Genomic DNA, 25986 nt, shown 5'->3' with positions numbered 1-25986 from the left:
CGCCCCTTTTTTATCTGCTGCAGATTGCAACTGCAGGGGTAGCCACTGCCGCCGTGCGGCGCGGTTCGATGGCGCACCGCTAGGCGGTCAGGATCTCACTCGACCGTATTGGATCGAATCTGCGCCGCCGCATTGGCGATTCATTGTTCGAAGCCGAACCGCTCCACCCATGGCGCCAGGATCGGCAATATTGGCGCCAGTTCGTCCGCATAGCGGCGCCATTGTCCGCGACCGTCATACAGGCCGCGGCGGACCTGCGTCGCGCTGGCGGTGCGCACACCGCGGGTTTGCGCGGTGCGATCGAACTCGCGGAACGCATCGGTCCATTCCAGCCCGATAAACGCAGCGAGCGCGCGGATGCTGGTCTCGAAATCGGCGACGACGCGGTCGTAGCGCACCTCGTGATAGGCCAGCGGCAATCGTTCGCGGGCCGCCTCGGTCAGCGCCATCAGCGCGGCATAATGCCGCGCGGTTTCCTCCAGGTCACTGAAAGACCAGGCCGCGGGGCTAGGTGTGAAATTGATGCGATAGCAACTCAGCACCACATCGCGTGGGTCACGTCGCATAATGACGATCCGAGCGGCGGGAAATAATCTGGCGATAACGGGCAGTTTGATGCCGTTAAACGGATTCATGTCGACGAAGGTTTTGCCTGCGACCGGGCCGGCATAATCCTGCACGCGCCGCCAATACGCCGTCCGCAATTGCGCGACCCTGTCTGGCCCAATCGCGTCGAGATCGGGCATGGTGCCGTCGTTGGCGACGAGCACGTCGTCGGTCGCGGCGAGCGTATCGCGTTCCTCCAGCGCTACCACATCCTGCGCACTGGCCAGCACGTTTTCGATCAACGTTGTGCCCGAGCGGGGATAACCGAGCAGGAACACATGGCGGTCCGCCTCGCCCTCGATTGGCGCGTGACGGGGCAATGTCGCCAAGCTTGGGCCCCGCAGCACCTGGTCACGGATCGTTTCGATAAAGCGACGATGCGATGGTCGGTCGGGGCAGGGCGCCAAATCGGCGGCGTAGCGCGTGCGGAAGTTGACCTGGGCTTGCTGGTACAGCCCGAATGCCGCGCTCGTACGGTCCTGACGATCAAGCGCGTCGCCCAGCAGCGTCAGGGCACGGGTGCGATCCTCATCCTGGATGGGTGAGGCCAGCAAGGGCAAAAGTAGACGCTCTGCCGCCGCCCCATTGCGCGCCTCGATTTCGATCGTGGCCAAAGCGCAGACCGCGGCTGGTTCCTGCGGGCTGAGCGCAAGCGCGCGCTCGGCCAGCGGGCGTGCGGTTGCCGCGTCGCCCGACTTGGCCGCTGCGTCGGCAAGCTTGCCAAGCGCTGGCGCCATATTCGGGTCGAGCGCGACCGCCCGTGCATAACTATCGCGCGCTTTCTCGTCGTGGCGCAACGCATCCAGGACATAGCCGCGCTCGAGCCAGGCGGCGGCGTGGCCAGGCGCGGCGGCAAGCGTGCGGTCGAGCACCACAAGTGCCTCGTCAAACTGCCCTTGCTTGCGCAGCACCGCGCCAATCGCACCCAGCACCAGTACATCGCCCGGCGCCAGCGCGAGTGCCTGACCAAGCAAGCGATGCGCGCCGCCAAAGTCACCCGCTTCCTCGCGCCGCCAGGCGGCAAGGTTCAAGAACATCGGATCGACCTGCTTACGCGATAATGCCGCCTCAGCCACCGCCGCCGCCTCCGCGATGGCATTGCGCGCGAGCAACTGCTCGATCTTCAGGCGCGTCGCGGCAATTGGATCAGGCCGCCCTTGATGCTTGTTCGGTGGCATAGAATGTTGAACCGTCTTTCTTAGGCCCGGGCCTTGTCGTACAATGACAAAGCTTTGCAAGAGGAGGAATTTATGTGGCGTTGGATGGCGGCCGCGCTGGTCTTGGTAATGGGGGCGTCCGCGTCGGCTGAACAGCCGAAGCGCGAGGAGGCGGAAAAGTCTGCCGAACCCCGCGATAAACTGCTGTGCAAGCGCTTCACCGAAACAGGCTCGCTGGTTGCCAAGACGCGAGTGTGCAAAACAAAAGCGGATTGGGACCGCGACCGGGATAACATCCGCCAGAATTCGGGCGGCGCGACGTGCCGTCTAGCGGGGAATGGCGCAGCCTGTACATATTGAGCGCGCCTTAGGCGCCGCCCTGATCGTGCGGTGCGGGTGCGTAGCGACCGATTGCCTCAAATAAAGTGGTCAGCGCGGCGCGTTCTGCTGTATCGAGATCAGGGCGCCAAATTTCGAACAGTAGAACCACGCGGGTCGCATCGCTATCATTCCATGCTTCGTGTTCGATCGAATCGTCGAAGATCATCATTCGATCTGCCATCACTTGCTGCGTTTCATTGCCGACCCGCAACCGGCAGTTTTCGGGCACGATCAGCGGCAGATGGCAGATCAGCCGCGTGTTGAGCATGCCGGTGTGCGGCGGGATGTGCGTGTGTGGCCGCAGCACGGAGAACATCGCCGTCGGTGAGCGACCCCGGATGGTTGGTATTCCGACAGTGGCTAGCGCCTCCATCGTGCGCGGACAGCGCGCGACGTTTTCCCGCACCGGTACCCCATCGCGGAGCAAGTGGACGGCACTCCAGCGATCGTCGTCGAGCAGTACGTGGCGCTTCGTCGGCCGGCTAGGATCGGCAACGACATAAGGCGCCACCGCATCATTGTCCGCCAGCAGCACGGCCAACTCTGCCCGAATCGCAGGAGCGGCGGCTTCCAGTCCGGTCACCCAGGCGAAGTCGTCGCGATCGAAAAAGGGACGCGGTGCGAGCGCCGGGTAATAGAAACTGGTCGGCCGCTGCAATTGCGGCGCGGCGCGGCTGGCAAGGATATCGAGCGCCTCGACGAAGCGCGGGGAAACCTGGGGCGGCGCAATGCCGGCAACGACGAACTGATGGTCGAGATATGCTTGGAAATTAGCACTTTCTTCGGCCACCGCGGCCTCCGCACGGTGCAGTGCCTTGATCAGGTCCGGCGGCAGCGAACCAGCGCGGGGCGCGTGCGTGATCGCTGTCTGATACCAACTCACCGCGGCACGTGGGTTGCCCGCGCTACGATGCAGGTCCCCGTGCAGGATCAGCGCATACAGATTATCCGGCTCAACGCTCAATACCTGATCCAGCGCATGGTGGGCGGCCGGATGATCGCCAAGCATCTGGCATGCCTGCGCCAGAAAAAGGCGCAATTGCGGGGTGGCCCGTCCCGCCGCTTCGACCCGTTCAAACGCCGCGCGCGCTTCCTGTCCATCGCCTCTCCGCAACGCCGCAACACCGGCCTGGGCGATAGCCGAAAGATCGGGATCTGCGGGCGTCATCGCGTGTCCAGCGTGGCTGGACTTCCCATCGGCACCTTAAATGTTCGGGCCACCGCCTCGGTCCATTGCGCTACCTTTTCGATCTCGTCGGCGTGCATGGCTTGCGCGGCGCGGTCCTCTTGAGCGCGGGCGGACATGTCGAATGCTGCGTCCAGTTTCGAGTGACGTGTGAAGGCTGGCCCCGCCACGATGGCCTGCAGGGCGGCATCGGATAAGGGCAGACGAAATAATTTCGATAAGGCGCGCATAGTGTCGGCAGGACGTGTCGTCAGTGTTTCACTGTCGAGCGTTCGAACCCGCCCGGCCCCGAAGCGTTCAATCATAGCCAAGAACAGCATGTGCTGCGCAAGCCACCCGACTGCGGCTACCTGCAAATCGCTCAGGCCCAGATAGTCGCGTGGTGTGAACCCCAGATCAATCAGTTTATCGTCGATCAGGCCAAGCAACAGGACGCGCACCCACAGCCGCCCATCCATGCCCTTCTTGGCAACCGAGGCGAGATAGGTGCGGAGCGGTGCGTAGAGCAGGACAGCGCGGGAGTCGGGGCGCAGCGCCAGCATCGCGGCGGCAAGGCCGTGGACCGCGTTGGACGGCTTGACGATCACTGCTTCGCCGGTGCCGAAAGGGCGGGCAAGCAAGGTCAAGGCATCGTCCAGCACGCTGGCCATATCGGGCCCGCGCCCGCCACGACGGCGCCAGCCGATGATATCGTTGAGAATGACTGGTTCTTTCAGGCCCATTGCCCAGCCAGGGCGATCAAAAGCGCGTGCCAGCATAGTCGAACAGCAAAAGGCGGAATGGAATACGAAATGAAGAGGGGCTGCCGCGGGTACGCTGCCCATCGCCTCGGTGCGGCGCAAGATCGTGGGGTCGAGGCCGGGGGGGAGATGCTCGTCGGTGATGAACGTCGCCGCCCGGTGCATGGCGCGCGATACGGGCAGGAAATGCACCGCATCGTGGTCGGGATCGTAGCGATGCGGCAACCAGTTCGCGTCGCGCACGATCGTTGCAAGGGGCGCACTTTTGGTCGGGATCAGCATCGTCCCGCTGATCATGCGATATTTGCTGGCAAATACCAAGGGCATTGTCCCGCAATGACGGGTAGATATAGTCGTTGCGGGGGTAACGATGATTCAGTCAGAGCTGCAGCAATTCCTTGATGCCGCCGTACTGGCACAGCGCGGTGGGCGAGCGCAGGAAGCGGGCCGTCTGTGTCATGAAGTATTGGCGCGGGGCGGTGAACAACCACTGGCTCTTAATATACTTGGAATGCAGGCACTTGCGGCCAATAATCCGGTGCGTGCTGCAGAATTATTTGGTCGTGCAATCGGTGCGGACCCGCATTCTCCCGAATTGTTTATGAACCTGGCGCGCGCCTACCGGCTCGCGCGGGACGATGCGCGCGAGCGCGACGCCCTGGAGGGTGCGCTGGCGATTGATCAGCGTCATTTCATGGCGCTGGTGCGGATGGCCGAACTGCTGGAGAGAATGGGCGAGGACGCGCACGCGGCGGAGCGCTGGTCCGGCGTGTTGGCGATGTCGGCCATGCTGGACGATCGCGGCCCGGCCATCGACGCCCTGCTGGACCACGCGCGAGACTATGTGATGCGTCAGCGGACAACGTTCGCCGCTGCCATCGACAGCGGTTTGTCGGCCGCGCGCGCGGCAGTGCCGGCACATCGCCGACGGCGTTTTGATGCGTGTATCGATGCGACGATGGGGCGGCGCCAGATCTACGCCAACCAGTGTGCCGGACTGCATTTTCCGTTTTTGCCAGCGGACGAATTCTTTGATCGCGATCATTTCCCGTGGCTCGGCGAAATTGAGGCGCAGACGGATGTCATCCGTGGCGAATTCGAAGCGCTGGTCGCTGCCGATGCGGCAAGCTTTCTTCCCTATGTCGCGATGGAACCCGGCACGCCGGCCAATAAATGGTCGCCGCTGAATCACAGCCTGGAATGGGGCGCGTTCCATCTGTGGAAGAACGGATGGCGAGACGAGGCGGCGTGCGCCCGATGCCCGCAGACCGTGACCGCGCTCGAACGATTGCCGCTCTGCGATCTGCCCGGGCGCGCGCCGACGGTATTCTTCTCCGTCCTCAAGCCCGGCGCGCATTTGCCCGCGCATACCGGGGTGAGCAATGTGCGCGCGATCATCCACTTGCCATTGATCGTCCCGCCGGGGTGCAGCTTTCGCGTCGGCGGGGAGATGCGGGACTGGAAGGTCGGCAAAGCCTGGGCGTTTGATGACACAATCGAGCATGAAGCGTGGAACCGCTCGGACGCGATGCGTGCCATCCTGATCTTCGACGTGTGGAACCCACATATCGAACCCGAAGAACGCGCGTTGCTCCGGCAGTTCTTCCCGCTGGCCGATGCCAGCGGAAATGATCTGCGCGTGCAGGTCGCTGACTAGCATTGGCGATCAAGCCACGGCGATCTGCAATTTCCCATCGCCTTCCTCGACCTTCAGCGTTGCGCCGTCCTTAACATCCCCGCGCAGGATCAGATCGGCGAGCGGGTCCTGCAGATAGCGTTGCACCGCGCGTTTCAGCGGGCGTGCGCCGTATACCGGATCATAGCCGACGCGGCCCAGCCAGGCGCGCGCGCCGTCGGTGAGATCCAGCGTGATCTTGCGATCCGCCAGCAGCTTGCCGATGCGGCCGACCTGGATATCGACGATCGGCGCCATCTCGCTGTGCCCCAGCCGGTGGAACAGGATGATCTCGTCCAGCCGGTTAAGGAATTCGGGGCGGAAATGGCCGCGCACGACTTCCATCACCTGCGGCTCGACCGTCGAGACGTCCGCGCCGTCCGGCATGGCCGTCAGATATTGGCTCCCCAGGTTCGAGGTCAGGATGATCAGCGTGTTGCTGAAATCGACCGTGCGGCCCTGGCCATCGGTGAGCCGGCCATCATCGAGCACTTGCAGCAGGATGTTGAACACATCGCCATGCGCCTTCTCGACCTCGTCGAACAGGATGACCTGATAGGGCCGGCGCCGCACCGCCTCGGTCAGCACGCCGCCTTCCTCATAGCCGACATAGCCGGGAGGCGCGCCGATCAGTCGCGCGACGGCATGCTTCTCCATGAATTCGCTCATGTCGATGCGCACCATGGCGCTCGGATCATCGAACAGGAATTCGGCCAGCGCCTTGGTCAGCTCGGTCTTACCCACCCCGGTTGGACCGAGGAACAGGAACGAGCCTAAGGGCCGATTGGCTTCCTGCAGGCCCGCGCGCGACCGCCGCACCGCGGTGGAAACCGCGCGCACCGCCTGTTGCTGCCCGATCACGCGCTTGCCGATCGCTTCCTCCATGCCGAGCAGCTTCGCGCGCTCGCCCTCCAGCATGCGATCGACCGGGATGCCGGTCCAGCGGCTGACCACGCCGGCAATGTCATCTGCGGTGACTTCCTCGCGCAGCATCGCACCCTTGGCCGCGCCCGCTGCCTCGTCGACCTGCCGCTGCAACTCGGGGATGCGCCCGTAGGAAAGCTCGCCCGCCTTGGCCAGATCGCCCGCGCGCTGCGCCTGTTCGAGTTCGAGCCGCGCGGCATCGAGCTGTTCCTTGAGCTTGGCCTCGGCGGAGATCTTGTCCTTCTCCGCCTGCCAGCGCGTGGTCAGTTCGGCGGATTGCTGTTCGAGATTGGCAAGCTCGCCCTCCAGCGTGGTCAGCCGGTCGCGTGACGCCTGATCGCTTTCGCGCTTCAGCGCCTCGCGTTCGATCTTGAGCTGGATGATGCGGCGATCGAGATTTTCGATCTCCTCGGGCTTGCTCTCCACTTCCATGCGGATGCGGCTGGCGGCCTCGTCCATCAGATCGATCGCCTTGTCGGGCAGGAAGCGATCGGTGATGTAGCGGTTGGAGAGCGTGGCCGAGGCGACGATCGCGCCATCGGTGATGCGCACGCCGTGATGCAGCTCGTATTTCTCCTTCAGGCCGCGCAGGATCGAGATCGTGTCCTCGACCGTCGGCTCGTCGGCGAAGACCGGCTGGAAGCGCCGCTGCAGCGCCGGATCCTTCTCGACATGCTTGCGATATTCATCGAGCGTGGTGGCGCCGATGCAATGCAGTTCGCCGCGCGCCAAGGCGGGCTTGAGCAGGTTGGATGCATCCATCGCGCCTTCGCCTTTGCCCGCGCCGACCAACGTGTGCATCTCATCGATGAACAGGATGATATCGCCCTCGGCGGCCTTCACCTCGTCGAGCACGCCTTTCAGCCGCTCCTCGAATTCGCCGCGATATTTGGCGCCCGCGATCAGGCTGCCCATGTCGAGTGACATCAGTTTGCGGCCCTTGAGCGTATCGGGCACGTCGCCATTGGCGATGCGCAGCGCGAGGCCCTCGGCAATCGCGGTCTTGCCCACGCCGGGTTCGCCGATCAGCACGGGATTGTTCTTGGTACGCCGCGCGAGGATCTGGATCGTGCGGCGGATTTCCTCGTCGCGGCCGATCACGGGGTCTAGCTTGCCGTCGCGCGCCGCCTGGGTCAGATCGCGCGCGAATTTCTTGAGCGCATCGAACTTGTCCTCGGCGCCGGCGCTGTCGGCGGTGCGGCCGCCCCGGATTTCGTTGATCGCGGTGTTGAGCGCTTCGGGCGTGACGGCCGCAGTCTTGAGCGCCTTGCCGGCGACGGTATTGAGCGACAACGCCAGCGCGACCAGCAGCCGCTCGACGGTGACGAAGCTGTCGCCCGCTTTGGTGGCGATCTGCTCGGCCTGGTCGAGGACGCGCACGGCATCGTTATCCAGGCCCGGCGTTTGCTGAGCGCCGCCGCCGGAGACGGCGGGAATTTTGGACAAAGCGAGATCGGTCTCGCTGACGGCTTTCTTGGCATCGCCACCGGCGGCGGCGATCAACCCCGCGGCCATGCCCTGCTCATCCTCGAGCAGCGCCTTCAGGATATGTTCGGGCGCAATGCGCTGATGGCTCATGCGGATCGCGACGGTTTGCGCGGATTGCAGGAAGCCCTTCGCGCGATCGGTGAATTTTTCGATGTTCATTGGGGTCTGCCCTGTTGAGTATCGCTGTGATGTAGTGTGGTATTTGGGCAACACAAGCAGTCACACGTTCGCGAATGTTGTCAATGTTGAGACGCTGGCGGGGTTTTCTCAACATTGGCGGGCCGTTCGAGTCGCGGGCCGACCAAGGGTAAGCCTGCAAGGTTCGTGTAGGACAGCGAAAATTGCAGTCGGGCGACGCACTCGCGGGAGATGGGCGCACGGATTGCGCGGCGCGATCCGGATGCTAGGCTGTGGCGGTACATTTCGTTGAAGGACGTTTCGCTGCATGAACAAGATCCTCGCTCTGTCCGGCGTGGCGCTGCTGGCGCTCGCCACGCCCGTTGCCGCGGCGCCCACCGCCGCGCCCGCGCCGGTCGCCGCGCTCGTCAAACAGGTCGATATTCCCTATCAGACGTTCACGCTCCCCAATGGCTTGCGCGTGATCGTGCATACCGATCGCAAGGCGCCCGTCGTCGCGGTGTCGGTATGGTACGATGTCGGCTCGAAGCATGAGCCCAAGAGCAAATCGGGCTTCGCGCATCTGTTCGAGCATCTGATGTTCAACGGCAGCGAGAACGCGCCGAACGATTTCTTCGAGCCGCTGAAGCAGGTTGGCGCGACCGATTTCAACGGCACGACCTATTTCGATCGCACCAATTATTTCGAGACGGTGCCGACCGCGGCGCTGGACCGTGCGCTGTTCCTCGAATCCGATCGCATGGGCTATCTGACCGGCGCGATCACGCAAAGCGTGCTCGATGAGCAGCGCGGCGTGGTGCAGAACGAGAAGCGCGCGGGCGACAACCAGCCCTACGGGCTGATCGAATATAAATTGAACGAAGGGCTGTTCCCCGCGGATCATCCTTATGGCCACACCACGATCGGCTCGATGGCCGATCTGGACAATGCCAAGCTGGCGGATGTGAAGGGCTGGTTCAAGGATCATTACGGACCGAACAATGCCGTGCTGGTGCTGGCCGGTGATGTCGATCTCGCCACCGCCAAGCGGCTGGTCGAGAAGAATTTCGCGGCGATCCCGCGCGGGCCGCAATCGCAGCGCCCCAACGCGCCGGTGCCGACGCTGGCGGCGCCCAAGGCCGAGGTGATGAAGGACCGGGTAGCGGCGACCTTGCTGGTGCGCTCGTGGCCGGTGCCGGGGCTCAACGACAAGGATTCGACTGCGCTCGACGTGGCGGCGGGCGTGCTGGGCGGGTTGTCCAGCTCGCGGCTGCAGAACATCCTGGTGCGGCAGGAAAAGCTTGCCGTGCAGGTCAGCGTCAACAATTCCAGCTTCGCGCAGGTCGGCACGTTCGACATCTATACGGTGGTGCGCCCGGGCGTGGATGCCGCGGCGGTGGCCAAGCGCATCGACCAGATCGTGGCCGATTTCATTAAAACCGGCCCGACCGAGGATGAGGTGCGCCGTTATGTCACCAAGACCACGGTGGACCGGATCGAGGGGCTGGAATCGGTCGGCGGATTTGGCGGCAAGGCGGTCGCGCTGGCCGAGGGCGCGCTCTATTCGGACGATCCCGGCTTCTACAAGAAGCAGCTTGCCGCGCTCGCCGCGCAGACGCCCGCCAGCGTGACGCAGGCGATGGCGACGTGGCTGACCAGGCCGTCATACAGCCTGTCGGTCGTCAACGGCCCGCGCGATGCCTATGCCGAGGCGCAGGTGCCGGCCGAGGTCAAGATCGTCGAGGCGGCGGTGGCGGCGCCCAAGGGCACGCGCGGCGCGCTGCCCGCGGTGGGCGAGGTGGCCGGGCTGACCTTCCCCAAGGTCGAGCGCACGCGGCTCAGGAACGGCATCGAGCTGGTCTATGCGCAGCGCAGCGCGGTGCCGATCACGCAGGCGGTGATCAGCTTCGATGCCGGCGTGGCGGCGGACGTGGCGGGCAAGCTCGGCACGCAGCAGCTGACGCTGGGCATGATGGATGAGGGCACGACGACGCTGGACTCCACCAAGCTGGCCGAGGCGCGCGAGCGGCTGGGCGTGGATATCGGCACCGGCGCGAGCCTCGATCGCACCTATGTGTCGATGGCGGCGCCGAGCGCCAATCTCGGCGCGGCGACCGCGCTGTTCGCCGATGTGACGCGCAACCCCGCCTTTGCGCCGGCCGAAGTGGCGCGCGTGAAGAACCAGCAACTGGCCGGCATCGCGCAGGAGCTGACCAGCCCCGGCGGCCTTGCCAACCGCGTGTTGCCCAAACTGATCTACGGCCCCGCCTCGCCCTACGCCAAATCGTCGGGCGGCGGCGATCCGGCGGCGGTGGCGACGCTGACGCGCGCCGATCTGGTGGCGTTTCAGCAGGCCTGGTTGCGGCCGGAGAAAGCCAAGATCTTCGTGGTCAGCGATCTGCCGCTCGCCACCGTCAAGACGGCACTTGATCAGCGCTTTGGCGACTGGGCCGGCACCGGCCTGGCGGGCAACAAGACGTTCGGGCCGATCAGCGGCACCGCGGGCCCCAAGATCATCCTGGTCGATCGCCCGGATTCGCCGCAGTCGCAAATCTCGGCCGGGCTCGTCACCGGGCTCAACGGCAGCGACGATCTGCTCGCCGTGATCACCGCCAACGATGCGCTGGGCGGCAGCTTCCTCAGCCGCATCAACATGGATCTGCGCGAGGGCAAGCATTGGTCCTACGGCGTCAGCGGCTATTTTCAGCGCAGCGAGAATGGCGCGCCCTATGTGATCAGCGCGCCAGTCCAGGCCGACAAGACGGGCGAGTCGATCAAGGCGCTGCGCCAGGACATCGCCGAGTTCGTCAGCACCAAGCCGCTGACCGATGCCGAATTCGAACGCTCGATCAACGGCGCGACACGCGCGCTGTCGGGCACGTTCGAAACCTCGGGCGATGTGCTGAGCGCGATGCAGCAGAACGATCTCTTCAAGCGGCCGGACGATTATTACGCCACGATCACGCAAAAATATCGCGCGCTGACGCGGGCGGAGCTTGACGCTGCGGCACGCAAGGCGATCGACCCCACGAAGATCGTGTGGGTGGTGGTGGGCGATGCCAAGACGGTGCGGCCGCAGCTTGACAGTGTCGGCCTGCCCGTCGAGGTGATTGCCGCGGCGTCCGTGGCGGGCGGCGCACCAGCTTCGGGAGAGAAATGATGGCCGATGTCGATGGCACTTACGAAACGATCGTCAAATCGCCGCTCGGCGATCAGAAGAGCACGCTGACGGTCAAGAGCGATGGCACCACCTTCACCGGCAGCAATGCCGGCGCGATGGGCTCGGTCGACATCACCGACGGCACCGTCGATGGCAACACGATCGCGTGGAAGATGAACATGACCGTGCCGATGCCGATGACGCTGGATTGCACCGCGACGATCGATGGCGACACGATCACCGGCAGCGTCGGTGCCGGCGCGTTCGGCAGCTTCCCGATGTCGGGTACGCGGGTGGCATAAGCCACTTCCGCCGTGGTGACTTGAGAGGGCCCGCTTCCGATGAGGAGGCGGGCCTTTTCTTATTCCTCCCCGAGCGGCGCTCGGGGAGGGGGACCAACCGGCTTTTTCAGCCGGGTGGTGGAGGGGTACTTACCGCCAGCGCTGCAGGTGTGGCCTACCCCTCCGGCACGCTGCGCGTGCCACCTCCCCGAGGCAAGCTCGGGGAGGAGTTTAGCGGCTCAACCTTGTCACATGCCCCATCTTGCGCCCCGGGCGCAGATCCTTGCCGTACAGGTGCAGGTGCGCGCCGGGCTCGGCCAGGATCTCCGCCCAGCGCTCGGCATCCTCGCCGATCAGATTGTCCATCGCCACGCTGCCCGCGGAGAGCGCGGTATCGCCCAGCGGCAGCCCGCAGATCGCGCGGATATGGTTCTCGAATTGCGAGGTCACCGCGCCCTCGATCGTCCAATGCCCCGAATTGTGCACGCGCGGCGCCATTTCGTTGAACACCGGGCCGTCGGCCCCGACGAAGAACTCGCATGCCAGCACGCCGACATACGCGAGCGCCTCGGCGATGCGCACGGCGAGATCGCTCGCCTCCTCGGCTTGCGCCAGCACCACGGCGGGGGCGGGGAGCGTGGAGCGGCGCAAGATGGCATCTTCATGCACGTTATGCGGCACCGGATAGCGCACCACCGCGCCATCTTCCCGGCGCGCGATCAGCACGGAGAATTCGTGGGTGAAGTCGACAAACGCCTCGAGTACGGCGGGACCGCCGATCGCTTCCCACGCGGCGTCGGCGTCGGCGGCGGTGGCGATGACCGTCTGGCCCTTGCCGTCATAGCCGAAACGCGCCGTCTTGAGCACCGCGGGCGTGCCGGTATGCGCCAGCCCGGCCTCCAGCTCGTCGCGGCTGTTGACCGCCGCCCAGCGCGCCGGGCGCCCGCCCAGCCCCTCGACAAAGGTCTTCTCGGCGACGCGCTCCTGCGACACGCGGAGCGCCTTGGGGCCGGGATGGACGGGCACGTAATTGGCCAGCCATTCGACCGGCACGACATCGATATTCTCGAACTCGTAGGTCACCACGTCGCACGCGGCGGCGAAATCGCGCAGCACTATGCGGTTGTGATAATCCGCGCGCGTGAGGCTGGACGCCGTCTGCGCGGCGACGCTCTGCCGGTCGGGCGCCAGCACATGCGTGCGATAGCCGAGCTCGGCGGCCGCGCTGGCCAGCATGCGGCCGAGCTGGCCGCCGCCCAGAATGCCGATCGTCGAGCCCGGGGGCAACACCGTCATGGGGGTCTTCATGCCGGATCGAGCGCCACGCTGTCGGTCTGCGCCTGCCGCCAGGCTTTCAATCGCTCGGCCAGGATCGCATCCGACGTGGCGAGGATCGCGGCGGCGAGCAGCCCGGCATTCTTGGCGCCCGCCGGCCCGATCGCCAGCGTGCCGACGGGAATGCCGCCCGGCATCTGCACGATCGACAGCAGGCTATCCATGCCCTTCAGCGCCTTGGATTCGACCGGCACGCCCAGCACCGGCAGATGCGTCATCGACGCCGCCATGCCCGGCAGATGCGCCGCGCCGCCCGCCCCGGCGATGATCACCTTGAGGCCACGATCATCGGCGTGCAGCGCATAATCGTACAAGCGCTGCGGCGTGCGATGCGCGGAGACGACGCGGGTTTCATACGGGACGGCGAGTGCATCGAGCGCCTCGGCGGCATGCCGCATCGTCTCCCAATCGGAGGTGCTGCCCATGATGATGCCGACAAGGGGGTGCGTCATGATGTGCGGTTAGCGGGGGCGGGGGGCGAGGGCAACGGCGATGTGGGGTTGCATGAGCACACGCCCACCCGGTCGAACCCCGTCGTCACCCCGGACTTGGTCCGGGGTCTGCCGTGCCGGTATCTCGACGATCGGCATCATCGGCCATCGCATGCCGCTTGGTGGACCCCGGACCAAGTCCGGGGTGACGATTGGGATAGGGGCCTACCGCTCGCTCAGATAATAGCGGTCGGTCGCGTTCAGGTCGGCGTCCAGTTCGTAGACGATCGGCTGCCCGGTGGGGATTTCCAGCGAGGTGATCTCGTCATCGGGGATGCCCGACAGATGCTTGACCAGCGCGCGCAGCGAATTGCCGTGCGCCGAGATCAGCACGCGCTGCCCGTCCTTCAGCGCCGGGGCGATGCGGCCGTCCCAATACGGCAGGACGCGGGCGATCGTGTCCTTGAGGCTCTCGGTCTGAGGAATAATGATGCCGGCATAACGGCGATCCTGCGACAGATCATAGGCGCTGCCCGGCTCGAGCGGCGGGGGCGGGATATCGAAGCTGCGGCGCCAGATATGCACCTGCGCATCGCCATGCTTGGCCGCGGTCTCGGCCTTGTTGAGTCCGGTGAGGCCGCCATAATGCCGCTCGTTGAGCCGCCAATCCTTCTCCACCGGGAGCCACAGCCGCCCCATTTCCTCCAGCGCCAGATTGAGCGTCTTGATCGCGCGGCTTTGCAGGCTCGTGAAGGTCTGATCGAAATCCAGGCCCTTTTCCGCCATCAGGCGCCCCGCGGCGCGCGCTTCCTCGATGCCCTTGTCGGTCACGTCGACGTCCCACCAGCCGGTGAAGCGGTTTTCGAGGTTCCAGCTGGACTGGCCGTGGCGGATCAGGACTAGGGTGGGCATGGGCTTCCTTCTTCGTCATCCCAGCGGAAGCTGGGATCTCGTGCCGCTAGGGCGCTTCGTTACCGCGAGACCCCAGCTTTCGCTGGGGGGACGGTCAGATATCGTCGATCACGTCGGCGAGCACTTCGAGGCAGCTATGCGCCAGCTGCTTGCTGCGCGCGGGCGACCAGCCGAATTCGGCATCCGCGTTCGGATCATGATCCTTGAACGGCATTTCCAGCGTGAAGGCCAGCGCGCCGAAGCGGTTGGCGACCTGATTGGTCGACATGCTGAGATTGGCCTTGCCCGGTGCCGATTTGCCATAGCCCTGCGCGGTCTGGAAATCGCGCGTGTGCGCTTCCAGCCGGCGACCGAAATCATAGAATTTCTCGCCCTGCGTGTCGGACCAGTTGGGGATGCCTTCGAACCCGGCGAAGAAATTGGCCGGGATCGCCTCGTCGCCATGCACGTCCATCGCGAAGGCCACGCCGCTTACGTCCATGGCATCGCGCACGCACAGCACTTCGGGGCTGCGCTCGGCCGTGGGTGCGTGCCATTCGCGGTTGAGATTCACCCCCGCGGCATTGGTGCGCAGATGCCCACGCCGCGTGCCATCCGGGTTCATGTTGGGCACGACGTGGAACGTCGCCTTGGCGAGCAGCGCCTGCGTGACCGGATCGGCGGCATCGGTCAGCCGCTCCAGCGCGCCTTCCATCCACCATTCGGCCATCGATTCGCCGGGATGCTGCCGGGCATACAGCCATACCGGCTTGGGGCCGTTGCCGATCGTCAGGCAATCAATCGCCTGGCCATCGAGCGAGACGCCCAGTTCACGGTGCGTAACGCCGGGCAGCGCCGCGGTGCGCGCGATCAGCGCCTCGTGCTGCTCCATCGTATAGGGCGCGAAATACGCGAACCAGACGAGCTCGTCCGAGCCGGTCCAGTCCCATTCGAGCGCGCCATCGGCATAACGCGTCGGCGTCTGGCGCCAGGCCAGCCGATCGGTCGAGGCGCGCGTACTGTAACCGGGCCAGCCCATCGGATAGGCCGATTGCCCGGCATTGACGATGCGGAAGGTCAGCGTGCGGCCCGCCGCGCCGGCGACACGGAAATAGAACCACTGGAAGAAGTCCGATTCCCGGTCGCGGCGAATGGCTAGATCGACCATGTCGCCGGTGATGGCGACGAGATCGATATTGCCGCCATCGAAGGCGGCGTTGATGGTGATGCTCATTTTACCGTGATAGTGCGGCCCGATTCACCCGGAAAGCCCTGGAACAGCGCGCGGGCCAATTTACCCGCGGCCATATTGGCCTGCGCTTCCGGCGCAGTATCGAGTGCATCGGTTTGTGCGCGGCCTTCCCAGATCACCGTACCGTCGGTGCGCCGGCGAATCTGCACCGCCAGTTCGGTGGCCACCGCGGCGCGCGCCTTGGCCTTGCCGATCGGGAATGAAATGCCGCCGCCGAGGCCCACGCCACCACCGCCGCGGCGCCCGCCGCCGCTGAACCCGCCGCCGCCGAGACCGATCGATACCGGCGAGCGACGCGGCTCGATCTCCCGCGCGGCGCGCGTGAAGCTCACCACGGCGAGATATTGCGCCGGGCCGGCGGCGGGGGCGGTGTAGCCCGAGGCGAGCAATTGCTCGCGCACGGCATCGGCATAGGTCTGGAATTCAAGACTGGGGCCGGCACCACCGGGCAGCGGCTCGACGGTGACCGAGCCACGCTCAAGCGGCGCGCCGAGATGGAAACGCGTGACATCGACGGGGCCGCTCGTCGTCGTGGTGGTGCAGGCGCCGAGCGTCGCCGCGGCCAATGCCAACCCTAATGCCGCAAATTTCATCGTGTTCATGCTCCGCCTGGGGAATCTTGTTGTGATGGTGTAACGCTCTATCCCGCGCGACGATCCGTGGGCCGCGCGGGTTGACTTGATGTCACCCCGACTATAGGCGAACACGTCATTTCCGAACACCAGAATCAAGAAGCGATTCAGATCATGAAGATTCGTAACAGCCTGAAGTCCCTCAAGGACCGCCATCGCGACAACCGCGTGATCCGTCGTCGCGGTCGCACCTATGTGATCAACAAGACCAACCGGCGCTTCAAGGCACGCCAGGGCTGATCTTGCCCCGGCCGTCTGCCGTCGTCTTCGACGTCGGCAACGTCCTGTATGCGTGGAACCCCCGGGTTCTGTACGAGCGTCTGATCGATGATCGGGCGCTCGATGCATTCCTGCGCGATGTGACCACGCTGGAGTGGCATTTCCAGCACGATGCCGGCCGCCCGTTCGCCGAGACTTCGGCCGAGCTGACCGCCGCGCATCCCCAGCACGCAGCGCTGATCGCGCGCTGGGGATCGCATTTTGCCGACAGCATCACCGGCATGATGCCGGGGATGCGCGACCTTGTGTGCGATCTCGATGCGGCGGGCGTGCCGCTTTATGCCATCACCAATTTCTCCGGAGAATTCTGGCAGCCGTTCCGCGCGCGCGAAGCGGACGTGTTCGATCGCTTTCGCGGCATCGTTGTGTCGGGCGATGAAAAGCTGACCAAGCCGGACGCCGCAATCTACCGCCTGGCACTGGAGCGATTCGGGCTGTTGGCAGACCAAGCGGTGTTTATCGACGATCGCCCGGAAAACGTTGCCGGCGCGGAAGCGGTCGGCATGGTTGGGCTGCAATTTTCCCACGGCAGTATCTTGCGGCGCGATCTCAGCGACTTGGGTATTCTTGTCTAGACCACCCGATTTGTGTACAATGCGTACACAATCTGGAGTGGTCACATGAAAATGTCCGTCCGCGAAGCCCGCGCCAATTTCGCCCACGCGCTCGACGCGGCAGAGCGCGGCGAACAGGTGCTGATCACGCGTAACGGAAAGACCGTGGCAGAGCTTGGCCCGCCGAAGGCGAAGAAGATCGGCTTCGATTTCGAGCATAATGAGGCGGTCCGGAAAAAGCTTGGGTTGGACAAATATGACCATCTCCCGCGCGATGAAAAATGGCTCGAAGATTTCGATGACGATGCAGCAAGCCGCGAATTCTGGGGGATATATTTCGACAGATCCGACAAGGATGTCTCGCCTGCGTGAGATTGTTGATCGATACGCATTTTTTGTCTTGGCTCGTGCTGGCACCGAAGAAGATCGGGCGTGGCGAGATGGCATTGATGTCGCGCAGCGACCTGCTGGTATCGGCCGCCTCGATCCTGGAATTACGGATCAAACAGGAAAAGTTCGCCCGCAGCCCGCATCGTCTGAGGGATCTGCTCGATCCGGCAGAGGCGCTGGATTATGTCGGCAGCTACGGGCTGGAACTCTTGGCCTTGTCGGGGGATGTCTGCGCAACGGCGCTGAACACGCCGATGTCGCATAGTGATCCGTTCGACGAGCTCTTGCTGATCCACGCGCAATATCTCGGCGTCAAACTCCTGACCCGGGACACCAAGCTGCTCGATCATCCGCTGGCCATATCGGCCTAGGCCGAATAACCCTTCAGCTCGTCGCCGATGATGCGCACGACGTGCAGCACGTTGGTCGAGCCGGGCGTGCGGAACGGTACGCCCGCAATCACGATCATGCTGTCACCCGCCTTCACCAGATTGTGGCGCAGCGCCATGCGCTTGGCCTTGGCGACCATATCCTCGAACGAATCGACGTCGCGCGTGTGCACCGCGTGCGTGCCCCATAGCAGCCCCAGCCGCCGGGCCGTTTCCAGCTTGGGCGTCAGCACCATCAGCGGCACGCCGGGCCGTTCGCGTGCTACCCGCCGGGCGGTCGAGCCCGACGTGGTGAAGCACACGATCGCCTTGGCGCCGATCGTCGCGGCGATGTTCTTGGCGGCCTCGGCGAGCGCATCGGCAGTGGTCGGATCGGCGCGGGTGATGGTGAAATGCACGCGGTCGCCATGCGTGGGGTCGCCCTCCACCGCCTGACCGATCGAATTCATCATCGCCACCGATTCGATCGGCCACGCGCCCGCCGCGCTTTCCGCGGAGAGCATGATGGCATCGGCGCCGTCATAGATCGCGGTCGCCACGTCGGACACTTCGGCGCGCGTGGGGGAGGGCGAGACGATCATCGATTCGAGCATCTGCGTCGCCACCACCACCGGGCGGCCGAGCCGGCGCGATACCTCGACGATGCGCTTCTGCAGCGGCGGCACCGTTTCGGGCGGCAATTCCACGCCGAGATCGCCGCGCGCGACCATCACGCCATCGCATTGCTCGATGATTTCCTCGAGCCGGTCGATCGCCGAGGGTTTTTCGATCTTGGCTAGCAAGGCCGCCTTGCCGCGGATCAGCGTGCGTGCCTCGGCCAGATCCTCGGGCCGCTGGACGAAGCTCAAGGCGATCCAGTCGACGCCCTGATCGACCGCGAAGGCCAGGTCGCTGCGATCCTTGGGCGTCAGCGCGGCCATCGGGATGACCACGTCGGGCACGTTGAGCCCCTTGTTGTTGGACAGCGGCCCGCCGACCTCGACGCGCGTCACGATACGAGTCTCATCATGCGCGGTGACGCGCAGCACGAGCTTGCCATCATCGAGCAGCAACCGCGCATCGGGCTCGATCGCCGCGAAGATTTCCTTGTGCGGCAGTTCCACGCGCGTCGCGTCGCCGGGGGTCGGGTCGCGGTCGAGCGTGAAGACGCTGCCGGTGACGAGCTCGATCTTGCCCGCGGCGAACTTGCCGACGCGGAGCTTGGGGCCCTGCAGATCGGCCAGGATCGTGGTCGGGCGGCCATAGATCTTCTCCAGACCGCGGATCGCCTGGATCACCGCGACCTTCGATTCCTGATCGCCATGGCTCATGTTGACGCGGAAGGCATCGGCGCCCGCCTCGAACAAGCGGGCGATCATTTCGGGCGTGCTGCTCGCCGGTCCCAATGTGGCCAGCACGCGAACCTTGCGTGCGCGGGGGCTGATTGCCTTGGTCATATAAATCGTCCTCGCCTTGCCGCGTCGGCTCTAATGGCTATCTCGGACCGATCAACCTTGGAGACGCAAAAATGCCCACGCTGGAGACGATTGACGACAAGGTTGCCGCAGCGGCATTCCGCCGGCTGGTGCTGCATCTGCGCCACCGCGACGATGCGGAGAATATCGATCTGATGGGGCTGGCCGGCTTCTGCCGCAATTGCCTGTCGGAATGGACGCAGGAAGCGGATGGCGCGCTGACGAAGGACGAGGCGCGCGAAGTGATTTACGGCATGCCGTATGCGCAGTGGAAAGCCGAGCATCAGGCGGAAGCGACGCCCGAGCAACTCGCGCGGATGGCGGAGAGCATGAAGAAAAACCCGGCCTGAAGAGCCCACCACCCGTCATCCCAGCGCAAGCTGGGATCTCAACCGGCAATCGTGGGGCGAGAACCGCATGAGACCCCAGCTTGCGCTGGGGTGACGCTCGTGGCGTTGGCCCTGCTCTTGACCCACTCCCCTCGCTCGCGCGACACAGGCGGCAACAGGGGAGAGCTTTTCATGAAATTCGGCATGCTCGCAGCGGTCGCGCTGCTCACCGGGACGATCGCCAGCGCGCAAACCGCGCCCGCGCCAAACACCGCGAAGTCCGCCGTCACCTATATCCACGCTGGCACGCTGCTCGATCGCCCCGGCGACACGCCCCGCGGCAACAGCACGATCATCGTGCGCGATGGCAAGATCGCGGAAATCCGCGACGGCTTCTCATCCCCCGAGGCCGGCGCGACGCTGGTCGATCTGTCGCGCAAGTTCGTGCTGCCCGGGTTGATCGACGCGCATGTCCATCTGTGGGGCATTGGCGGCGATCCGATGCGCGCGCGGCTGGATGCGCTCAACCGCGATCGCTTCGACGATATGATGACCGCCGTGGTCAACGCGCGCACCACGCTGGAGGCCGGCTTCACCTCGGTGCGCGATCTGGGCGGCGATCCGCGCGGCGTGCGATCGTTGCGCGATGCGATCGATGCCGGCGATGTCGCAGGCCCGTCGATCACCAATGCCGGCGAAATGGTCTCGGTCACCGGCGGGCATGGCGATGGCGGCAATGGTCTGGCCGAAACCTTTGCCGATGCGGTGCACGCGACCGAGATCAACCTCTGCGACGGCCCGGACGATTGCCGCCGCGCGGTGCGCGCGCAGATCGCGCTGGGCGCGAAAGTGATCAAGTTCGCCGCCACCGGGGGCGTGCTGTCCAATGTCGCCGGCGGGCTCGGTCGTGCGATGACGCCCGAGGAAATGAAGGCGATCATCGATACCGCGCATGCCATGGGCCGCAAGGTCGCCGCGCACAGCCATGCCGCCGAGGGCACCAAGGCGGCGCTGGCGGCGGGCGTGGATTCGATTGATCATGGCACGTTTCTGGACGACGAAGCGATCGCTCTGTTCAAGCAGAAGGGCGCCTATCTGGTGATGACCGAGATGGCGCCGGTCGCGGCACTCGCCCAGGCGCGCAGCGGCGCCTTGCCGCCAGCGACGATCCCCAAGGCGGAAGCAGCGGCGGCGGCGATGCTGGCGAGCCACAAACGCGCGATCGCCGCCGGCGTGAAGATTGCCTTCGGCACCGATACCGGCGTTTCCAAGCACGGCGACAATGCGCAGGAATTCGCGCTGATGGTCGGCGCCGGCATGACCCCGATGCAGGCGATTCGTGCCGCCACGGTCGGCGCCGCCGATCTGCTCGGGCGCACGGACATCGGCACGCTGACGGTGGGCAAGACGGCGGACATCATCGCCGTCGCGACCTCGCCGCTCGACGATGTCCGCGTGCTGGAGCATGTCGGTTTCGTCATGCACCGCGGGGTGGTCGCCGTAGGCAATCCGAGATAGCGATTGATCGTACGCTGTGCGTTTCATAAACGCCGCTGCTCAATGACCAGGCGCCGCAATTCTGTGGCGCGGTCTTTCGATCTTTCAGGGAAAATGTGATGACCGACGTGCGTGGCGAAGGAATGGGTGGCGGCAAGGTCGCGGCAGACGAACTGCGATTGTTGATCGAGCGCGCGGAGCGGCTTGAGGAAGAAAAGAAGGGGATTTCCGACGATATCAAGGACGTGATGGCCGAGGCGAAGAGCCGTGGCTACGATCCCAAGGCGATCCGGAAAATTCTATCGATCCGAAAGAAGAAGAAAGAAGAATATCAGGAGGAGGAGATGATCCTCGAGACATATATGCAGGCGCTCGGGATGATCTGATCGTATTCAGCTGCCTACGTGATCGGGTCAGGTTCGGACAATTTTTGATGGTATAGCTGAAGCGCGGCCGGGTCGCCGCGCTTCAGCTCATCCAGCAATTCCCTCCCTAACTTCACGTGCATTTTGCTCGCTACGAGCGTTCGGAGCAGCGTTTCCTCGACCAGCGCCAATAGCCAGGAGAAGCCGGATCTGACGGCGCTCAAGTCGCTGTCGGCGATCATCAAGTCAGACGTCGTCTTAGGGTGGGTGATGCGGTGGCGTACCTTGATGGCGATCTGTAGATCCTGCCAACCCTTGTCGCCGAATGACGGTTGGAAAGTTTCGTCCAATAGCTGCGCTTGATTGATCGTCAGCCGGATGACCGTTGGTAGGGTGAGAAATCGGACTTGTTCGATCACACGTCCCTTGTCATCAACGTGTATGGTTAGTTCCCGCAACGCCATGTCGGCCATGGGCGTGAGGAGGCCAACACCCGCCGTCGTTTCGCGGACGCTTTCTCGCATCGTCCAGATAGCGCCTTCGATCGCAGCAAATGTAGTGCGGACAAGATCTCGCCGATTTCCTGCCACGTCATGGCTTTTCAACCGCTCGGCGGCGACGATCACATCGCCCACCAATTGCGGCAAAAAACTCTGTGATAGTTCGGGTCCGCTGGTCACTCACTGCATTTTGGACATGCGGCGCCCGCGATGCAAGGCGGGCTTAATTCGATGCCCAGGTGATCGTATGGTTCGCGCGGCGGAGGCGAAGCTCGACGGGTTGGCATCTGCCACGTCACGGGGCTAAGAGCAGCGCCATCAACTCGCCGAAGAGAGTATCATGGCAGGCCATTCAAAATTCAAGAACATCATGCACCGCAAGGGTGCGCAGGATAAGAAGCGCTCGTCGCTCTTTTCCAAGCTCAGCCGCGAAATCACCGTTGCGGCGAAGATGGGCCTGCCCGATCCGGACATGAATCCGCGGCTGCGCATGGCGGTCAACGCGGCCAAGGCGGCCTCGCTGCCCAAGGACAATATCCAGCGCTCGATCGACAAGGCATCGCGCGGCGATGCCGAGACGTATGAGGAAATCCGCTATGAGGGCTTTGGCCCCGGCGGCGTGTCCCTCATCATCGAGGCGCTGACCGACAATCGCAACCGCACGGCGACCAACGTGCGTACGGCGGTGGCCAAGAATGGCGGCAATCTCGGCGCCGGCGGCTCGGTCAGCCATGCGTTCGATCGCCTGGGGCTGATCAATTATCCGGCGAGCGCTGGCGATGCCGATGCGGTGTTCGAAGCGGCGCTGGAGGCCGGCGCCGACGATGTGACGTCGAGCGAGGATGGCCACGAAATCTGGACCTCGAACGAATCGCTGCACGAAGTGGTCAAGGCGCTGACCCCGGTGCTCGGCGAACCCGATGGTGCCAAGCTCGCCTGGCGGCCGCAGATCATGGTCGATGTGGGCGAGGGCGATGCCGCGACATTGTTCAAGCTGCTCGACACGCTGGATGACGATGACGACGTCCAGACGGTGTGGGGCAATTACGAAATCTCCGATGAGGTGATGGAGAAATTGGGTTGATCAGTTCTAGACCCCTTCCCTTCGGGGGAGGGGTTGGGGCGAAGTCGCGTGTCAATGACGCCCTTGGTGCATGGCACGCCATTCGCGACTTGCGCTGGTCGAATAATATTTCACGCGACGGTGCCAAGGCGGGAAGCAGAAAAGGCAGAAAAGAAGGTGGGTTCGCGCGGAGGCGCGGAGACGCGGAGAAGAAGGAAGCTCTACTCCTTGCGCGTCTGCGACCGATGCTCTCCTCCCCTGCCCGGCAAGCTTCTCATTGCGCTAACGCGCAGCCTTCGCCCCCCACGCACCATCTCCGCGCCTCCGCGTCTCCGCGCGAACCAACCTTATTTCTGACCTTTGCGCCGTCGCGCCTTCGCGAGAAAACCTCTTGATCATCCTCGGTCTCGATCCCGGCCTCGGCACGACCGGCTGGGGCCTGATCCGCGCCGAGGGCAACCGCCTGTCGCATCTCGCCAACGGCAAGCTGAAGACCGACACCAAGGAGCCGCTCGCCCGTCGCCTGTCGCATCTCGATGCGATGATTGCCGCCTTGCTGGCCGATCATGGCCCGCACGGGGCGGCGATCGAAGAAGTGTTCGTCAACACCAATCCGCAATCGACCCTGAAGCTGGCGCATGCCCGCGGCGTCGCCTTGTGCGCGGTGGCGCGCCACGGCATCGCGCCCGGCGAATATGCCGCGCGACTGGTCAAGCAGGCGGTGGTCGGCACCGGCGCGGCGGAAAAGGCGCAGGTCCATGCGATGGTCGCGCGATTGCTGCCGGGCGTGAAGATCGATGGTGCGGATGCCGCCGATGCGCTGGCGGTGGCGATCTGCCACGCACATCATCTGGCCAGCGCGCGCCGCATCCCACAATAACCGGCCGTCAGCCCGGACTTGTTCCGGGGTCCACCGTGCCGCATAGGATCCCGGCGTCGCGCTTGCGGCCCGGTGGATGCCGGAACAAGCCCGGCATGACGGATGGTGGCTAGGCTTGATCGCACATCTCAAAGGCATCCTCAGCGCGACCGATATCGACCATGCCGTGATCGATGTCGGCGGGGTCGGTTATCTCGTCGGCGCGTCGTCGCGCACCTTGTCGGCGATCGGCCCGGTTGGGGAGGCATGCATGGTGCATACCGAGATGCTGGTGGCGGAGGATTTCATTCGCCTGGTCGGTTTCGCCACTGCCGCCGAGCGCGACTGGTTCCGCTTGCTTACCGGCGTGCAGGGCGTCGGCGCGCGCGTCGCGCTGGCGATCCTCTCCGCGCTCGAACCCACCGATCTCAGCCGCGCCATCGCCGCGCAGGACAAGGCGATGGTGGCGCGCGCCAACGGCGTCGGCCCCAAGCTTGCCGAACGCATCGTGCGCGAACTGAAGGACAAGATCGGCGGCGTCGCCTTGGGCACGCCGGGCCTGCCCGCGCCGAGCGGGGCAGGGGCGGATGCAGTGTCGGCGATGCTCAATCTCGGTTTTCGCCCGGCCGAGGCCAATGCCGCGGTGGCCGCGGCGGAAGAGGAATTGGGCGCTGGCGCGACGCTCGATGCACTGGTTCGGCTGGCGCTGCGCAAGGCGGCGAAGTGACGCCGCCTTGCACGAGGCGTTGGCCTGGCAATGCTGAAGGGATATAGTTCAGCAATGACACAGCTTTCGATTTCCATGCCGCCCGCCTTGCAGACCTGGGTCGATGCGCGTTTGTCAGAGGGCAGCTATGCCGACGCGGCGGACTATCTGCGCGATCTGGTGCGCCGTGACCAGGCGGAAGCGGCTGGCGATCGGCAATGGCTTAAGGCGATGATCGACGAGGGGCTGGCATCGGGCGTCATCGATCGCGACCCCAGGGACGTGCTCGATGAGATCATCGATGAGGATCCCGATCTCCGTGCCTAGCGCACGGATGGCGCCGGGGGCACTGAGCGATCTCCGCAAGATCCGGATTTACAGTAAATCGGCCTTTGGCGCGGCGGCCGCCCGCGCCTACTTGCTCGGGTTGCGCGAGGTGTTTGGGGTCATCGCCGGGAGCCCGCTGATCGACATTGCCGAGCGTGATTTGGGTGATGGCATCCGCAGCTACGCTTACCGATCGCACCGTATTTATTACCAGCTCGATCCGGCAGGCATTGTGGTGGTTCGCATCCTGCATCAGGCAAGAGATGTGCCGCGCGCCATGGGTGAACACCGTGACTGATACTGATCGCCTCCTCACTCCCGCGCGCACGCCCGATGATGTCGATGCCGCATTGCGCCCCAAGTCTCTCGACGATTTCGTCGGGCAGAAGGCGGCGCGCGAAAACCTGCGCGTGTTCATCGCCGCCGCCAAGGCGCGCGGCGATGCGCTGGATCATGTGCTGTTCTTTGGGCCCCCCGGGCTCGGCAAGACGACGCTGGCGCAGATCGTGGCGCGTGAAATGGGCGTCGGGTTCCGCGCCACGTCCGGCCCGGTGATCGCCAAATCGGGCGATCTGGCCGCCTTGCTGACCAATCTCGAAGATGGCGATGTGCTGTTCATCGACGAGATCCACCGCCTCGCGCCTGCAGTCGAGGAAGTGCTGTACCCGGCGATGGAGGATCGCGCGCTCGATCTGATGATCGGCGAGGGCCCCTCGGCGCGCTCGGTGCGGATCGATCTGCCGCGCTTCACGCTGGTCGGCGCGACCACGCGACAGGGGCTGCTGACCACGCCGCTCCGCGATCGCTTCGGCATCCCGGTGCGGCTGCATTTCTATACCGTCGAGGAACTGGTCCGCGTCGTCACCCGCGCCGCCGGGTTGCTCGGCTTGGGCATCACGCCCGATGGTGCACAGGAGATTGCCCGCCGCGCGCGCGGCACGCCGCGCATCGCCGGGCGGCTGCTGCGAGATGGGGGGGGGGTTTTTTTGCGCAGAGGGGCGTGGCTTGGTGGGGGTCA

At 64.7% G+C, this 25986-nt stretch carries 28 protein-coding genes; 17 read left to right on the top strand and 11 right to left on the bottom strand.

Annotated elements, in window-relative coordinates; genetic code table 11:
- Positions 1 to 140: 140 nt before the first annotated feature.
- Positions 141 to 1784, bottom strand: coding sequence for a tetratricopeptide repeat-containing sulfotransferase family protein (locus tag ABC969_RS10355; protein WP_345864737.1), 1644 nt, complete (start codon positions 1782 to 1784; stop codon positions 141 to 143).
- 72 nt (positions 1785 to 1856) lie between these two features.
- On the opposite strand from ABC969_RS10355, the gene ABC969_RS10350 reads away from it, so the two are divergent.
- Positions 1857 to 2123: a hypothetical protein gene (locus ABC969_RS10350; RefSeq protein ID WP_345864736.1), complete on the top strand. Its 267-nt coding sequence runs from the start codon at positions 1857 to 1859 to the stop codon at positions 2121 to 2123.
- A gap of 7 nt (positions 2124 to 2130) precedes the next feature.
- Here ABC969_RS10350 and ABC969_RS10345 read toward each other — a convergent pair whose 3' ends face one another.
- Positions 2131 to 3312, bottom strand: a complete 1182-nt coding sequence (locus tag ABC969_RS10345; protein ID WP_345864735.1) for an aspartyl/asparaginyl beta-hydroxylase domain-containing protein — start codon at positions 3310 to 3312, stop codon at positions 2131 to 2133.
- Positions 3309 to 4352, bottom strand: a complete 1044-nt coding sequence (locus ABC969_RS10340; protein WP_345864733.1) for a hypothetical protein — start codon at positions 4350 to 4352, stop codon at positions 3309 to 3311. Before ABC969_RS10340 ends, ABC969_RS10345 begins: the two co-directional genes overlap by 4 nt.
- Before the next feature lie 319 nt (positions 4353 to 4671).
- Between ABC969_RS10340 and ABC969_RS10335 the strand changes: the two genes are divergently transcribed.
- Positions 4672 to 5727, top strand: a complete 1056-nt coding sequence (locus ABC969_RS10335) for an aspartyl/asparaginyl beta-hydroxylase domain-containing protein (protein WP_345864731.1) — start codon at positions 4672 to 4674, stop codon at positions 5725 to 5727.
- Between the two features lie 9 nt (positions 5728 to 5736).
- Here the strand turns inward: ABC969_RS10335 and clpB are convergent, their stop codons facing one another.
- On the bottom strand, positions 5737 to 8316 hold the full coding sequence (gene clpB, locus ABC969_RS10330) for an ATP-dependent chaperone ClpB (RefSeq protein ID WP_345864729.1): 2580 nt from the start codon (positions 8314 to 8316) through the stop codon (positions 5737 to 5739).
- A gap of 286 nt (positions 8317 to 8602) precedes the next feature.
- On the opposite strand from clpB, the gene ABC969_RS10325 reads away from it, so the two are divergent.
- Both ABC969_RS10325 and ABC969_RS10320 read left to right on the top strand, forming a co-directional pair.
- A complete protein-coding gene (locus ABC969_RS10325) occupies positions 8603 to 11434 on the top strand; it encodes a M16 family metallopeptidase (protein WP_345864727.1) in 2832 nt (943 codons plus the stop codon).
- The gene (locus ABC969_RS10320; protein ID WP_345864726.1) at positions 11434 to 11736 is read left to right on the top strand and encodes a hypothetical protein; all 303 of its coding nucleotides are present in this window, start codon (positions 11434 to 11436) and stop codon (positions 11734 to 11736) included. Before ABC969_RS10325 ends, ABC969_RS10320 begins: the two co-directional genes overlap by 1 nt.
- A 210-nt stretch (positions 11737 to 11946) precedes the next feature.
- Here ABC969_RS10320 and ABC969_RS10315 read toward each other — a convergent pair whose 3' ends face one another.
- The 5 genes from ABC969_RS10315 to ABC969_RS10295 form a co-directional block, all read right to left on the bottom strand.
- A complete protein-coding gene (locus tag ABC969_RS10315) occupies positions 11947 to 13011 on the bottom strand; it encodes a 5-(carboxyamino)imidazole ribonucleotide synthase (protein WP_345864724.1) in 1065 nt (354 codons plus the stop codon).
- A gap of 8 nt (positions 13012 to 13019) precedes the next feature.
- Positions 13020 to 13502, bottom strand: coding sequence for a 5-(carboxyamino)imidazole ribonucleotide mutase (gene purE / locus ABC969_RS10310; RefSeq protein WP_345864722.1), 483 nt, complete (start codon positions 13500 to 13502; stop codon positions 13020 to 13022).
- Positions 13503 to 13706: 204 nt separating this feature from the next.
- A complete protein-coding gene (gene gpmA / locus ABC969_RS10305) occupies positions 13707 to 14393 on the bottom strand; it encodes a 2,3-diphosphoglycerate-dependent phosphoglycerate mutase (RefSeq protein ID WP_345864720.1) in 687 nt (228 codons plus the stop codon).
- A gap of 94 nt (positions 14394 to 14487) precedes the next feature.
- A complete protein-coding gene (locus tag ABC969_RS10300; RefSeq protein WP_345864718.1) occupies positions 14488 to 15606 on the bottom strand; it encodes a M14 family metallopeptidase in 1119 nt (372 codons plus the stop codon).
- Positions 15603 to 16226 carry a DUF4136 domain-containing protein gene (locus ABC969_RS10295; RefSeq protein WP_345864716.1) on the bottom strand — a complete coding sequence of 208 codons (624 nt, stop codon included), beginning with the start codon at positions 16224 to 16226 and terminating at the stop codon, positions 15603 to 15605. Before ABC969_RS10295 ends, ABC969_RS10300 begins: the two co-directional genes overlap by 4 nt.
- Positions 16227 to 16370: 144 nt before the next feature.
- Here ABC969_RS10295 and ykgO point away from each other — a divergent pair, with 144 nt between their 5' ends.
- From ykgO to ABC969_RS10275, 4 genes are read left to right on the top strand one after another with little or no spacing between them, the layout of a single operon-like run.
- Positions 16371 to 16496 (top strand): type B 50S ribosomal protein L36, encoded by a 126-nt coding sequence (gene ykgO / locus ABC969_RS10290; protein ID WP_003046794.1) that lies wholly within the window; start codon positions 16371 to 16373, stop codon positions 16494 to 16496.
- A gap of 2 nt (positions 16497 to 16498) precedes the next feature.
- A complete protein-coding gene (locus ABC969_RS10285; protein ID WP_345864662.1) occupies positions 16499 to 17110 on the top strand; it encodes an HAD family hydrolase in 612 nt (203 codons plus the stop codon).
- A gap of 45 nt (positions 17111 to 17155) precedes the next feature.
- Positions 17156 to 17461 carry a type II toxin-antitoxin system Phd/YefM family antitoxin gene (locus tag ABC969_RS10280; RefSeq protein WP_345864661.1) on the top strand — a complete coding sequence of 102 codons (306 nt, stop codon included), beginning with the start codon at positions 17156 to 17158 and terminating at the stop codon, positions 17459 to 17461.
- Positions 17458 to 17850, top strand: coding sequence for a type II toxin-antitoxin system VapC family toxin (locus tag ABC969_RS10275; RefSeq protein ID WP_345864659.1), 393 nt, complete (start codon positions 17458 to 17460; stop codon positions 17848 to 17850). Before ABC969_RS10280 ends, ABC969_RS10275 begins: the two co-directional genes overlap by 4 nt.
- Here the strand turns inward: ABC969_RS10275 and pyk are convergent.
- Positions 17847 to 19304: a pyruvate kinase gene (gene pyk, locus ABC969_RS10270; protein ID WP_345864657.1), complete on the bottom strand. Its 1458-nt coding sequence runs from the start codon at positions 19302 to 19304 to the stop codon at positions 17847 to 17849. The genes ABC969_RS10275 and pyk overlap by 4 nt on opposite strands.
- Before the next feature lie 71 nt (positions 19305 to 19375).
- Between pyk and ABC969_RS10265 the strand changes: the two genes are divergently transcribed.
- The 3 genes from ABC969_RS10265 (at position 19376) to ABC969_RS10255 (ending at position 21534) form a co-directional block, all read left to right on the top strand.
- A complete protein-coding gene (locus ABC969_RS10265) occupies positions 19376 to 19672 on the top strand; it encodes a DUF1244 domain-containing protein (protein WP_345864656.1) in 297 nt (98 codons plus the stop codon).
- A gap of 171 nt (positions 19673 to 19843) precedes the next feature.
- Positions 19844 to 21169 carry a metal-dependent hydrolase family protein gene (locus ABC969_RS10260; RefSeq protein WP_345864654.1) on the top strand — a complete coding sequence of 442 codons (1326 nt, stop codon included), beginning with the start codon at positions 19844 to 19846 and terminating at the stop codon, positions 21167 to 21169.
- 98 nt (positions 21170 to 21267) lie between these two features.
- Complete coding sequence (locus ABC969_RS10255; RefSeq protein ID WP_345865148.1) at positions 21268 to 21534, top strand: DUF2312 domain-containing protein; 267 nt, start codon at positions 21268 to 21270, stop codon at positions 21532 to 21534.
- Positions 21535 to 21548: 14 nt separating this feature from the next.
- Here the strand turns inward: ABC969_RS10255 and ABC969_RS10250 are convergent, their stop codons facing one another.
- A complete protein-coding gene (locus tag ABC969_RS10250) occupies positions 21549 to 22193 on the bottom strand; it encodes a hypothetical protein (protein WP_345864653.1) in 645 nt (214 codons plus the stop codon).
- A gap of 160 nt (positions 22194 to 22353) precedes the next feature.
- Here ABC969_RS10250 and ABC969_RS10245 point away from each other — a divergent pair, with 160 nt between their 5' ends.
- The 6 genes from ABC969_RS10245 to ruvB form a co-directional block, all read left to right on the top strand.
- Positions 22354 to 23097 carry a YebC/PmpR family DNA-binding transcriptional regulator gene (locus ABC969_RS10245; protein ID WP_345864651.1) on the top strand — a complete coding sequence of 248 codons (744 nt, stop codon included), beginning with the start codon at positions 22354 to 22356 and terminating at the stop codon, positions 23095 to 23097.
- A 370-nt stretch (positions 23098 to 23467) separates the two neighbouring features.
- Entirely contained in the window at positions 23468 to 23956 is a 489-nt protein-coding gene (gene ruvC / locus ABC969_RS10240; protein ID WP_345864649.1) for a crossover junction endodeoxyribonuclease RuvC, read from the top strand.
- Positions 23957 to 24071: 115 nt separating this feature from the next.
- On the top strand, positions 24072 to 24662 hold the full coding sequence (gene ruvA / locus ABC969_RS10235; protein ID WP_345864648.1) for a Holliday junction branch migration protein RuvA: 591 nt from the start codon (positions 24072 to 24074) through the stop codon (positions 24660 to 24662).
- A 54-nt stretch (positions 24663 to 24716) separates the two neighbouring features.
- On the top strand, positions 24717 to 24968 hold the full coding sequence (locus ABC969_RS10230) for a ribbon-helix-helix domain-containing protein (RefSeq protein WP_345864647.1): 252 nt from the start codon (positions 24717 to 24719) through the stop codon (positions 24966 to 24968).
- Positions 24943 to 25266 carry a type II toxin-antitoxin system RelE/ParE family toxin gene (locus ABC969_RS10225; RefSeq protein ID WP_345864645.1) on the top strand — a complete coding sequence of 108 codons (324 nt, stop codon included), beginning with the start codon at positions 24943 to 24945 and terminating at the stop codon, positions 25264 to 25266. Before ABC969_RS10230 ends, ABC969_RS10225 begins: the two co-directional genes overlap by 26 nt.
- Positions 25259 to 25986, top strand: a 728-nt coding sequence (gene ruvB, locus ABC969_RS10220; protein ID WP_345864644.1) for a Holliday junction branch migration DNA helicase RuvB, incomplete at its 3' end; no start/stop codon positions are given. The genes ABC969_RS10225 and ruvB, both read left to right, overlap by 8 nt.

The organism is Sphingomonas qilianensis (assembly GCF_039614825.1).
GTDB classification, from domain to species: domain Bacteria; phylum Pseudomonadota; class Alphaproteobacteria; order Sphingomonadales; family Sphingomonadaceae; genus Sphingomonas; species Sphingomonas qilianensis.
Note: the sequence above shows the minus strand (reverse complement) of the source record. Positions and strands in the feature narration are given on the sequence as shown.